This window comes from Acetilactobacillus jinshanensis (assembly GCF_004359375.1).
Taxonomy (GTDB): domain Bacteria; phylum Bacillota; class Bacilli; order Lactobacillales; family Lactobacillaceae; genus Acetilactobacillus; species Acetilactobacillus jinshanensis.
This window is the reverse complement of sequence record NZ_CP034726.1, coordinates 790,535-802,660: the sequence shown is the minus strand read 5'-3', so window position 1 is coordinate 802,660 and position 12,126 is coordinate 790,535. Positions and strand designations below refer to the sequence as shown.

The window sequence follows — 12,126 nt, the reverse complement described above, 5'->3', positions numbered from 1 at the left end:
GTTCATTAATATTATTCAATTTTTGCGGAGTTTAAATGAAGTTTGTTAATTAATTATTGGATCTATTGATTCAAATGAATAAAAGAAGGCAATCATTATGGCATACGCAAGTATTTATCCATACACTGGAAAAACTTTAAAGACATATAACGTAATTAGTGATGACGATTTAACTGCAAAGTTAAACCAAGCAGAAAAAGTATTTCAGGAATTCGGCAAAGAATCCGTTAAAGACCGTGCACCAATCTTAGCTAACGTTGCTAAGACCATGCGTCAGGACGAAGATCAGTTAGCTAAGTACATTACCCATGACATGGGCAAGCTTTTAACTGAAGCTAAGGCCGAAGTTGAATTAAGTGCTAACATCGCTCAGTACTATGCTGACAACGGTGCTGACTTCTTAAGAGACAAGCCTTTACGTACCATGGCCGGCAATTCCTGGATGGAATATGATGCCACTGGTATCGTAATGTGTGTTGAACCATGGAACTTCCCATACTACCAATTAATGCGTGTATTCGCTACTAACTTCATGCTAGGTAACCCAGTAATGGTTAAGCATGCTAGTAACGTTCCTCAGTGTGCCGAAGCATTCGAAAAAGTAATCGAAAAAGCCGGTGCTCCTAAAGGTGCTTACACTAATTTATTCGTAAACTACAAGCAGGTTGGCCGTATCATCGCTGATCCACGTGTTCAGGGTGTTGCTTTAACTGGTTCCGAAAAAGCCGGTGCTATTATCTCAGCTGAAGCTGGTAAGAACTTAAAGAAGTGCACCATGGAATTAGGTGGTAACGATGTTATGTACATCCGTGGTGACGTTAACGTTAAGAAAGCCGCTAAATTAGCTGCTTACGCTCGTCTTTGGAACGCTGGTCAAGTATGTGTATCTGCTAAGCGTTACATCGTTGCTAAGAGCATTTACCCAGAATTCATGAAAGACTTAAAGGCTGAATTTGCTAAGTACAAGCCTGGTGACCCAATGAAAGCCAGTACTAACTTAGCTCCATTATCCAGCAAGAAAGCACAGTTAAACTTACAGAAACAAGTTAAGAACGCTGTTGCTAACGGTGCCAAGATGGTATTCGGTGGCGGAATTCCGAAAGGTACTAACGGTTTCTTCTACAACCCAACCATCTTAACTAACATTACTAAGAAGAACCCTGCATTCTACCAGGAATTCTTCGGCCCAGTTGCTCAGGTATACGTTGCTAAAGACGATGCTGAAGCAATTAAGATCGCTAATGATTCTAATTACGGCTTAGGTGGTGCTATCGTATCCAAGGATACTCACAAGGCTGCCCAGGTTGCTTCTAAGATGAACACTGGTATGATTTACATCAACGATATTTGTAACGTAATTTACCCAGAATTACCATTCGGTGGTGTTAAACATGCTGGCTTCGGTCGTGAATTAGGTCCTTATGCCGTCAAGACATTCGCTAATGCTAAATTAGTTAGCATTAAAGCTTAACTCATAACTTGCCCTTTAATATTAAAAGAGTACAATTTGCGATCGAAGTTAGATTGCCACATTAAGCATTAAGACTCGCCATTAATTTGGCGGGTCTTTTTATTTATCAGATTTAGGTATAAATATAAACAAATCTATAAAAAGATTTGATTAAGGCTTTACTTATAAAAACATAAGTTTAGAATAATAACTGTAAGTTGCTTAAAGGAGATCTATCAAATGTTGAAATCTATCGAGTTTGATCATTTGAATAACGTTATGACCCAAGCCTGGTGGTGGCTTTCTGCATTCTTTTACACGTCTGTACGGAACACAGAAAGTCAATTATTGAACGTCTGAAGATTTCACTCCGCACAGATTCATAGCAGCTGTGTGGAGAGCTCATCGCGGTTTAATATTTTGAAAGAACGATCCTCACGGTTGCTAAAAACTGTGAGGATTTTTTGTTGTCGTGGTTGTTGTTATAATTAGAACTATTGGTTTTAATTCGAAGGGTGAAAAATATGAAATCACGATTAAAAAAGATGTCGCTGCTTAACACGTTAGCAATTTCGTTTACGGCGATTGCCCCGACGTGTGCGATGGCGTTTAACACTACGGCCGTTGCTAAATTTGCCGGAATTCACATGCCACTGTCTTTTATCTTTGGCGGGATTGCAATTCTCTTAGTAGGTGCCTGTTTTGCCATTATGGCTAGCCAGACGTCTGGTGTCGGCTCTGTATATGCGTATAATAAACTAGCGTTAGGTGAACGTGCTGGCTTTATTACCGGCTGGATCTTAACGCTGGTTTACGTTGTCGGTGGTGCCGGTGCAATTGCGATGTCGACTAATTTCCTTCAGGTCCTGTTAATGCGCTTTGGGGTTAAAGCTTCAGCGGTTCTAATTGCGTTGAGTATGCTAGTGATCCTGTATTTAATTAACCTCCTCGGAATTAAGATGGCCAGTGATATTTCACTGATTATCGAAGTCATTGCGATCATGATCTTAGCCGTTGTTTGTGGTGCGGTCATGATGCACGGCGGGATGAGCGGAATTAATCTTCAACCGTTTGCGCTGCACGCTAAGAATTTACCTGGCATTGGCCAAGGGATTATTTACGTTATCATTTGTTTTGCTGGTTTTGAAGAATCGACCACGATGGCAGTTAGAACCAAAAATCCGAAGCGAACGATTCCGTTAACAATTATTTCTACCATTATATTAGTCGCACTGATTTTTATCGCTGTCAGTTACGTTCAGGTAATTGGCTATGGTGAATCACACGTTAACGGGTTAATTAATTCGAAAGCACCGTTGAATTACTTAGCTCAAACCTACGCTGGTGGCAGTATGGCGACTTTAATTGACGTTGCCACCACCATTAGTTCCGTGGCTTCGTTCATGGGTATCATGAACGCGGGTGCCTATATGCTATACGCATTAGGTAAGGAACACTACTTACCAAAGGCTCTAGGTCGTTTTAATAAGCATTTAGCAACACCATTCATAGCTTTAACCACAATCCTAGTATTATACGCAATTGAATACGTTGGCTTAGGTATTCCATTCGGTAATAACATGGCCTATTCCATGTACATGGGCGTTGCCGGTTTAAGTTTCTTAGCCGTTTACATTCTAGTTTGTATCGGTATTATGGCTTATCTTCACCGTAAGCAAGCCACTGTTAAACACGTTTTGTTGAAGGGTGTTGTTATCCCAGTCTTAGCGATCGTTGCTTTGTGCTTCCCGTTGATCAGTAATCTGTATCCAATCCCACCGTTTCCGATGAATATCGTGCCGTATCTGATCGTTGTATATATCGTGATCGGGTGCGTGGTGCATGCGGTAGAAAATAGTAATAATCATTGATTAAATTTAATGATTAAGATATTCTAAAAGTGCGCTAAGGAGAACTAGTGTGGTTGAGTCCATGCTGTTAAGCTCATTAAACATTAAATGTTTAATGAGCTTTTTTATATATAAAAATGAAAGCTAATTGTACCTGAAAAATGACCAGTCATGTTAGACTAGACTCAAATCAGATCGATGGGAGTGATCATATGTTACCTGAAGTTAAAAAGTTGTTCGCAATCTGTGTTAACCCATTAATCTTTCTGATTATTGGGGTTAATTTAACGATCGGGTTCTTTATCTTCACCCATTTCGCCATTCCATCAATTGCTTATACATATACAATCGTGATTATGATGTTGCGATATGATACGGATCGACATACGTCCAAAAAGATCGACTGGTTCGATAAAATCGATTTTAATAATCATCATTGGCAAGCTAAAATGGACCGATTATTTATGCAGTTTATGATCATGAGTGTGCTATTTTATATTTTTCTGTGGTTCATGAATCGTTAAGATCATGGCTTATTTTATTAAAAATCTAAATTATTTATTATCAATAATTTATAATTAATTATATAAGGTGCTATAATTTACTTTAATTGTAATTAATAAGTAAATGTTATTGATTTAGGGAACTATCACCGATACTATATAAATGTAAGTTTATATTATCGAGATTAAAGGTGATTATGGATGTATCAATTAAATGCTAAAGATATTGATGATTTTAACAATGACCTTAAGAAACAGCCTGAACACGATGTTATTTCGCACGCGATTCAAAACAATGGTCTTTTGAAGACTGCTGAAGATCCGCAGGAAGTCAGCAAGTTACAGCCAACATTTTCCGTTGAAATCCCAACGGGTAAGGTTTCCAACCAGAAGATGAGTGGCCGTTGCTGGTTATTTTCATTTCTGAATGAATTAAAGCAGCACGTTGCTAAACGAATCGGTGTTAAAGATTTTCAGTTATCACAGAAGTACGAATTCTTCTGGGACAAAATTGAACGTGCCAATATCTTCTATGGTCGAATCATTGATACCGCTAAGAAGCCACTCCGTGACCGAATGGTAACTTCGATCATGGCATCAGCCGGTGACGAAGGTGGTATCTGGGCCAAGGACGTTGCCATCGTTGAAAAGTACGGCATTATCCCACAGTCTATTTATCCTGACAATGTCGTCACTAATAACACGATGCGCTTTGGCCGGGTCTTAGCTATGAAGTTACGTCGGGATGCGATTCGTTTACGTCAGATGGTTCAAAACGGTGATACTAAAGAAGAATTGGTTGACACTCAGCGTCACATGCTAAGTGAAGACTACCGGATCGTTGCTTACTGTTTTGGTGTTCCACCGAAGAAGTTCGATTTTGAATACAAAGATGACAATGGTAAATATCATATTGACAAGGGTTTAACACCCAAAAAATTCTACAAGAAGTACGTCAAAATTGATTTAGATCAATACGTAGTTGCCTTGAATTCACCAGACCAAAAGATGAACCAGAAGTACGTTTTACCAACTGATGATAACGTCGTTGGTGGTAAAAAGAACGTCTTCCTTAACATGCCGATGAAGTATTTGAAGCAGGCTGCCATTAAACAGTTAAAGCATGGCGATCCCGTTTGGTTCGGCAATGATGTCATTACTCAGTCCGACCGTAAGAAAGGTTTATTAGACGGTAAGTTATATCGTTACGACAAGCTCTTTAACTTAAACTTAAGTACTACCAAAGCCCAGCGTTTGAATTATCGGATGGGCTGCTCATCACATGATATGGCATTGACCGGTGTCGATTTAGTTCATGGTAAACCAACCCGTTGGAAAGTTCAGAACAGTTGGGGTTCGAAAGTTGGCCATAAGGGTTACTTCGTGATGTCAGATGACTGGATGGACAAGTACGTTTATAGCGTTGCCGTTAAGCTCCAGTACTTACCGAAAGCTCAACAGGCCATTAATAAGCAGAAGGCTAAGGTTCTGAAACCTTGGGATCCAATCGCTACGTTCTTTGAAATTTAAGGGATGATTAATAATGATCTTAGCAAAAGACATTACCAAGGATGGTAATCCCGTTTTACGACGTAAATCACACCCGATTAAATTTCCGTTAAATCAACAACAACAAAAATTAGCCCATGATTTGATGCAGTACCTTGTGATCGGTCAAGATCCGGTTCAGGCAAAAAAGTACAACATCATGGGCGGTGTTGGAATCGCAGCACCACAAGTTGGTCTGAATGAAATGATGGTTGCCGTTCTGGTTCCGGATAAAATGCATCCACAAGCTACGAAACCAGCGTTAAAAGCCGTGATGGTCAATCCGGTAATTACTTCTCGGTCCAAACAGGATTGTGCACTGATTACCGGTGAAGGTTGTCTGTCAGTAGATCGTGATATTCCTGGATTGGTTCACCGTTCCAAGAAAGTCACCATTAATTACCAAGACGTTCACGGTAAACATCACCTTTTACATCTAGTTGGTTATCCAGCAATCGTTTGTCAGCATGAGATCGACCACCTTCATGGCCATCTATTTTATGACCACATCAATCAGGCTGATCGATATGCAGAAATACCGCATGAAATGGTGTTGGACTTCGCTAAGAATACTGATAAAGAATTTGGCTCTAAAGATCACGATGCCTCTACCGATTCTTATCGAGCCGTCCGAATTCGCAGTTACATCAAGAACGAAGCTAAAACCAAACAGAACGTTTTGAAAGATAATCATTAACGATTGACTTTGGTTCAGGCACCATTATGGCGCCTTTTTCTTTACGGTTTTGTTCCTATTATTAGGGATTTTTGTTATTATGTAGTTAAAAAGAAGGGAAATTATCATGAACCCAGAAGATAAAGTTACATACATTGCCCTGAAATCATTGAAGGGCGTTACTAAAGATAACGTTAAGGCTTACCAAGACATGGTTAAAAAAGCTAACCAAGTCGATCCACAAAGTACCCACTTGGTTGCTGATACATTAAGATTAGATGATTTTAATCATAATCAGTTCTTGAATTGCCAAATCAACCTTAAGGATAATATTCATCCAGAACCTGATACCAAAAAAGGTAAAGGCAACGAATGGGTTACTCCAATTGGTAAGCTTGAATTAAAGCGATTGGAATACGATTACGAAAAATAGCGTTAAATAACGAGGGAGCTTTTGTTAAATGGACCCGAAAGATTTAACCAAATTAGATGAACAGGAACACTTTATGCTGGATGCTGGGATCTACCTGGTCTTTTTACACGCTAACGATTTAGATAATTTAGCTCGCATTAAGGTTGATCCGGTTAACCATGACATTGATTGGCAGTTAACCACCGGTCAAAACATTCAGTACCAGGTAACGTATAATCATAACCATACCTTAACCAGTATGATGAACACGTTCGTTGCTGAAAGCATCGATAAGGATAAGAAGCTAGTCCCGAAGAATGATCAGTATGTTTACTTTACTAATCTGTCGTTCCCGCTCGGTCAGAGCTATCGCAATCCCGAACAGTTTAAGAAGGGCGCTCAGATCACTCTGTATTCAAAAGATATGAACGATGATCAAAAGAAGACCGTTTTCAAGCAGTTTAAAAAGAGCCCGTTAAATCCACGCACCAAGGAATTCAAGAAGTTTTTTGACTACTTCTGGAAACGGTTTGTGATTGAACAGCCGCAGTTTAACGAAGCTGATGACATTTCCAGAAATAACGAACTGATGTCCAGATTATTGAAGACTTTACAGAATAAGTACATCGTTAGTGATAATGATTTACTGGTCCTCGCTAAGTTATTAAAACCTGTTCGTCAGATTTTGAACTGTAATCTGTGGGCCAACAATTTTGACTATCAGCACCATGTTTACGTTCCTGGCAGTCGTATTCAAGCGGTTCTAGAACCTAGCCTTAGTAAGTTGAAGCCGAAACAGTAAATTGAAATTAGGAGATTTGTGATCAACAATGATTAAGAATTCAGTCTTGTATTATGGGATGCCGCAGACCGGTAAGTCCACGATGCTATTACGAATCTTTTTACACGATCATCAACAGCACCAGCGTGACCTGTGTATCAACATGTGGACGTTCTTGCATAAGGATCCGAAGCATGCACGTTACGCTACGTTAGGTTCCATTGATTCACCCAACGGTCGCTTTGCCGCTATGCGGTTACCGTATGATCCTAACCAGTGGATTCCGACCGTTAGTGCGTTTCATCAGCGTTTCCCGCATATCCGACGGGTAATGATCGATGAAGCCCAGTGTATTAACTCGGTTTATCTGGTTACCCTGATCATGGTAATCCGGGATTTCTATCCGAACGTACCGGTGATCTTCACGTGTATTGACTATGATTCATGGCATCACAAGTTGCCCCAAATCAACGCCTTGATTAAGTTAGTGCCAAAGAGTCATCATTTGCATCACCGATGCATCTTCTGTCATCGAGTTGCGAACCGTCGTCTTCACGTGATCAATAATCACCCAGCATATAACGAAAAGAAGTATGATTATGCTTTAGAACACCATCTATATAAGAAAGATGGTCGACCGAATATGTACTCCGTATGCTTACGGCACTACAATCATCCACCGAAGAATTTAATGGAAGCCGTCCGCAAGAACGATGCTAAGTACATGCCGCATAACCGTTTGCAGCAGGCTGAACAGATCCGTAAGAATTTGGGCTTAAATAAAAACGTCAAGATTCGGTTTGGTCGTCCTCGTCAAATGATTCGTCGAAAACCACAGGTGAATCCGCAAGCTAATACTAGCCGACCTGATTTAGCGGTCAACACTAGTCGAGTCAAACCAAAGAAATCGGATCAATCAAATAAGAAATAAAATTAAATCATGAATGAGATCTGATTCCAATCTTTAATTGAGGTCAGGTCTTTTTTATTTATACTAAAAGCCGATTACGTTTGCTATCTATCATTAGTCTAGATTGCTATAATTTCCGATGAAAAGGGAATTTTAATATGTTACATGATATAAAACATTTAAAATTAATAACTTATTATGCCAAAGTAAAATCATGTGTGCGGCGTGGTAATCCATTAACGTTTAGTATTATGTTCGGCCTAATGCTATTCGCGTTTGGACTTGCTGTACTATACATTATTTGTGCGATCATCAATGGGATTGTCGGATCGTATGCTAAAGCCGTTATTCAGATTATATATTCGGTCTTTCTGTTGATCCTAGTGTTCGGTGTTTTATTCGGTCCATTCTTTTATAACGTTTATAATTCGGCGACCTATATTATTGGTAATATAAAATATAATCACAATAGTATCAAAGTAAATGGTGTTAATTACTACATCATCAGTGAATTAAGAAATACTGGCCACAACAATGAATACCTGGTTCAGACTAAGGAACAGATTAAAGCCTCGAGAAAATTCCCGGTGATCTACAGTATCTATTCGGTAAGGAAACATCAGATTATTTCTGGTATCACGTGCTCCTGTGCTGAAGATATTCCTAGTAACACCAAAAAGTACTGTCGTCACTTCGGGTGGCGAATCCTTGCTGTGATCGGTTCGGTAATGGTGTTATTCATTTTGTTCTTCGTATCGTTCCATAATTTGATTAGCGTGCCGAACGTGATTAGATTTTTGAGGTGGGCGACGAGAATTTAAATATAATTTAAATCAAAAAAGACAATTTAGATGTTTTCAAAACAGGAATTAGAATTTTTCATAAAATTGTCTCCGACATAAAGTTTTTAGAATCGGATAAGGGTATTAAAGCTACGATAAAGTAACCAAAGAAGCCGATAAATACTGATTAAATACTCAAATTGAGTTAGTAACTATAAAAGGTGGGCTTATTATGCTAACAGATAAAGATATTCGTTATATTCAACATTTAAAAATAACTAAAAAGTTTTTAAATTCTAAAGAAGCTCGAGAGGCCGCTGATGAGGGTCAAATCGAAGGCTTAGAATAAAGAAATCGTAGATTAATTTAATAATCATTATAAAAAGCCACACAAAAAAATTTTATTTTGTGTTGTAGTGACCCCATTTTATTGGACAATTAAATTTGTTCAATAAAGTGAGGTCATTTTTTATGTATAGTTTTGACTTTGACACTAAAGCAAATGCAGTTAAAGCCTATTTGTCGGGAATAGGTTCAACTACGTTGAACCATACCTATGGGATTAAAAGTAGTGCAACGATATTGGGTTGGGTCGCCAAATATAAGAAATATGGTTCTAAGGGCCTAGTTGTAAGCCATACCAAGAGCGTGTATCCTTTTAAATATAAATTAAAAGTGCTGAACTGGATGGTACTTCACCACAAGTCTTATCCAGAGACAGCACTTCACTTTAATATTGCGTTCCCAGCAACAATCTTTTATTGGGAACGTAAATTAGAAAATGGAGATCTACGCCCAATGAAATCTAAGTATAAATCCCATAAGATGAATGATGACATAGACTCGTTAATAAATCAATTAAAATCTTGTCGAAAACAAAATTTGGAACTTAGAATCCAATGTCGGTACAGTAATTTGACTAAAGACTATGACCAAATAGACAGTATTCATAGGATAATTAAGGAATATTCTCAAGTCCCGATAAGTCGTATCTTAAAGATACTTGATATTCCCCGAAGTAGCTATTATTACAAGAAGAAAGCGTCGCTTTCTCATCGTGACGCATATAATTTAAAATTAGCTCATACAATTTACAAAATAAGAGAAATATCTAACTATAAATTTGGGTACCGTACAATTACAGGCATTTTAAGAAACACTGTCCATATAAATCATAAGCGGGTCCAAAGAATTATTCAGATGTATGGCTGGCAATGTACGGCTTTCAGCAAGAAAAAGCGTAAATATAATTCATATCATGGTCAGGTTGGCAAGATAGCTCCTAACGTACTTGGTGGGAACTTTAAAACTAAATTATTTGGACGCAAGACAACGACTGATGTAAGCGAGTGTAGATACGGGAATCAAGATATTCATCATCGCATCTATATATCGCCATATATGGATTTAGCGACCGATGAAATTATCGCATTCAATATCAGTAATCATCCAACCGTAGGTTTCACCTTAAAGCCATTAATTAGGGGCCTGAATACATTAAAGAAACTTCATTTACCATATAAAACGATTGTCCATAGCGATCAGGGAATTCAATACCAAAGCCACGTTTGGCAAGACACTCTAAAGAATTATGGTGCAATTCAATCGATGTCTCGTAAAGGTCGCTGTCATGACAACGCCCAAATGGAGTCATTCTTTCATCTGATGAAGGTTGGAGTAATGGATAAACATTATCAGACCGAAGGTCAGTTAATTAAGGCACTTAAGTATTGGATATGGTACTATAACAATATTCGCCCAAAGAAAAAACTAGGTTATAAATCTCCGGTTGAGTACCGAAAATTTCTTATAGCCTAGTTAAATAACATTAATAAATTGTCCAATTTTATGGGTGCAGATCATGTGGCTTTTCTTATATGTATGAATAAGCCGTCGCATCTACATTAGAAAATGCAGAGAACAGCTTGTTCAGGATGGTGCTTTTACACTACCTCAATTAGCACTTACAACGGTAATAACTTTTTAAACGGATGTCAAATCTTAAAATTAATTTGATGTAATTTCTTAAAGGCATCTTGACCAAAGGCTTTGTCAAAATTACTTTCACCTTCATGATTTAAAAATGATAATAAAATATCATGTAGTTGATGTTGTTCAGCATAGATATATTTTACGTTGATTCCTAATTTATATTGATAGAAGCTAGTTAACGTAAAGTAGTCAACGATACTATTAAAAGTAACGGGTTGTTTCATATGAAATTTTCTCCGTAATTGATATTTCACAGCTTCACTAGAATTAGCGGATCTAAATCGACAGTCAAAAATGATTTTATTATGCGCAACGGCATCTCTTAAATCATTCAATAAAAATAAATGGGTACAAATAAATGTGTATTTTTTATAGGTATCATCATGAGAATAGTTATCCATCATTTTAAGGTCTTGATTATCAATAATCCCGATCGATTCTTCCAATTTTTTACGGATGTCTAAATTTAAAAGATCCACAAAATAGCCAAACGTTCCTAACGTTATAAATTCAAAAATCGCCCAAATCGGGACCTCTTGATTTCTTTTAACGTAATAATTAATCGTGTCATTACCTATATTTCTAGACATTGCGTTATATAATTTTCCCTCGATCCGATATTTATTTTTAATTCGATCTCTGCGTTTACGTCTTAATTTACTGTTATGTGGAATAATATCTTTGTAACCATTTAAGCAATTGGCAAAAATATCATGCAAATAACAGTGATGATTACTTGCAAGAATATCAATGATCCGACTCTTTAAAGCCGTTTCTAATTGCATAATGATCGGATAAAAAAGTAGTTTGAGTTGATCGTTCACATTGTAAATGTTACGAATTTGCGAAAATCGTTTTATATTTAGTGAATTATGGGGTGAATCTGTACGCACAAAACGGCATGCTTGATACCCATGGAAATATCCCATTAAAGAAAGATACTTTTCATCAGAATCTTTTATCGATATTTTATCCACCTTTCGGATGTGATTTATCAATTTCTTAAGTGTGTCACCAGGGAGTGAATTGTTCTTATTTGTTAATCTAGTCTTCATTCTTTACGACGCCTCGTTACCTAGATGACACATGATTTACAACAATCTTCATCTTTATAGTATCAAAATAATTTAACATTTTGAATAAATCATGCCTTTTGGAAATATTTTAGCTGTAATTTACGTAATTAATAATGAAGAAAGGGATGAGTACATGTGGATAATAT

At 37.6% G+C, this 12,126-nt stretch carries 10 protein-coding genes and 1 pseudogene; 10 read left to right on the top strand and 1 reads right to left on the bottom strand.

Annotation, left to right across the window (positions count from 1 at the left end; genetic code table 11):
- The first annotated feature begins 97 nt into the window (after nt 1–97).
- The 10 genes and pseudogenes from ELX58_RS03695 to ELX58_RS03650 all read left to right on the top strand — a co-directional run bounded on the left by ELX58_RS03695 (nt 98) and on the right by ELX58_RS03650 (nt 10,730).
- Nucleotides 98–1,471: an NAD-dependent succinate-semialdehyde dehydrogenase gene (locus ELX58_RS03695; RefSeq protein WP_133441815.1), complete on the top strand. Its 1,374-nt coding sequence runs from the start codon at nt 98–100 to the stop codon at nt 1,469–1,471.
- A 503-nt stretch (nt 1,472–1,974) separates the two neighbouring features.
- Complete coding sequence (locus tag ELX58_RS03690) at nt 1,975–3,321, top strand: APC family permease (RefSeq protein ID WP_133441814.1); 1,347 nt, start codon at nt 1,975–1,977, stop codon at nt 3,319–3,321.
- Between the two features lie 191 nt (nt 3,322–3,512).
- Nucleotides 3,513–3,824 (top strand): hypothetical protein, encoded by a 312-nt coding sequence (locus ELX58_RS03685; RefSeq protein ID WP_133441813.1) that lies wholly within the window; start codon nt 3,513–3,515, stop codon nt 3,822–3,824.
- A 180-nt stretch (nt 3,825–4,004) separates the two neighbouring features.
- A complete protein-coding gene (locus ELX58_RS03680; RefSeq protein ID WP_133441812.1) occupies nt 4,005–5,333 on the top strand; it encodes a C1 family peptidase in 1,329 nt (442 codons plus the stop codon).
- 13 nt (nt 5,334–5,346) lie between these two features.
- A pseudogene (def, locus tag ELX58_RS03675) lies at nt 5,347–5,907 on the top strand (peptide deformylase); the annotation flags it as partial.
- Nucleotides 5,908–6,154: 247 nt separating this feature from the next.
- Entirely contained in the window at nt 6,155–6,460 is a 306-nt protein-coding gene (locus ELX58_RS03670) for a hypothetical protein (protein WP_133441810.1), read from the top strand.
- A 28-nt stretch (nt 6,461–6,488) separates the two neighbouring features.
- On the top strand, nt 6,489–7,241 hold the full coding sequence (locus ELX58_RS03665; protein ID WP_133441809.1) for a hypothetical protein: 753 nt from the start codon (nt 6,489–6,491) through the stop codon (nt 7,239–7,241).
- 28 nt (nt 7,242–7,269) lie between these two features.
- A complete protein-coding gene (locus ELX58_RS03660; RefSeq protein WP_133441808.1) occupies nt 7,270–8,151 on the top strand; it encodes a hypothetical protein in 882 nt (293 codons plus the stop codon).
- Nucleotides 8,152–8,288: 137 nt separating this feature from the next.
- The gene (locus ELX58_RS03655; protein ID WP_133441807.1) at nt 8,289–8,951 is read left to right on the top strand and encodes a hypothetical protein; all 663 of its coding nucleotides are present in this window, start codon (nt 8,289–8,291) and stop codon (nt 8,949–8,951) included.
- A 432-nt stretch (nt 8,952–9,383) separates the two neighbouring features.
- On the top strand, nt 9,384–10,730 hold the full coding sequence (locus tag ELX58_RS03650; protein ID WP_133441184.1) for an IS3 family transposase: 1,347 nt from the start codon (nt 9,384–9,386) through the stop codon (nt 10,728–10,730).
- A gap of 176 nt (nt 10,731–10,906) precedes the next feature.
- On the opposite strand, the gene ELX58_RS03645 is transcribed toward ELX58_RS03650, so the two are convergent.
- The gene (locus tag ELX58_RS03645) at nt 10,907–11,833 is read right to left on the bottom strand and encodes an Abi family protein (protein WP_257791768.1); all 927 of its coding nucleotides are present in this window, start codon (nt 11,831–11,833) and stop codon (nt 10,907–10,909) included.
- Nucleotides 11,834–12,126: the final 293 nt, after the last annotated feature.

Coding starts and splice junctions, on each gene's coding strand:
- ELX58_RS03690 (WP_133441814.1), top strand. CDS start 1,975: ATGAAATCACGATTAAAAAAGATGTCGCTGCTTAACACGTTAGCAATT.
- ELX58_RS03670 (WP_133441810.1), top strand. CDS start 6,155: ATGAACCCAGAAGATAAAGTTACATACATTGCCCTGAAATCATTGAAG.
- ELX58_RS03685 (WP_133441813.1), top strand. CDS start 3,513: ATGTTACCTGAAGTTAAAAAGTTGTTCGCAATCTGTGTTAACCCATTA.
- ELX58_RS03645 (WP_257791768.1), bottom strand. CDS start 11,833: ATGGGATATTTCCATGGGTATCAAGCATGCCGTTTTGTGCGTACAGAT.
- ELX58_RS03695 (WP_133441815.1), top strand. CDS start 98: ATGGCATACGCAAGTATTTATCCATACACTGGAAAAACTTTAAAGACA.
- ELX58_RS03655 (WP_133441807.1), top strand. CDS start 8,289: ATGTTACATGATATAAAACATTTAAAATTAATAACTTATTATGCCAAA.
- ELX58_RS03665 (WP_133441809.1), top strand. CDS start 6,489: ATGGACCCGAAAGATTTAACCAAATTAGATGAACAGGAACACTTTATG.
- ELX58_RS03650 (WP_133441184.1), top strand. CDS start 9,384: ATGTATAGTTTTGACTTTGACACTAAAGCAAATGCAGTTAAAGCCTAT.
- ELX58_RS03680 (WP_133441812.1), top strand. CDS start 4,005: ATGTATCAATTAAATGCTAAAGATATTGATGATTTTAACAATGACCTT.
- ELX58_RS03660 (WP_133441808.1), top strand. CDS start 7,270: ATGATTAAGAATTCAGTCTTGTATTATGGGATGCCGCAGACCGGTAAG.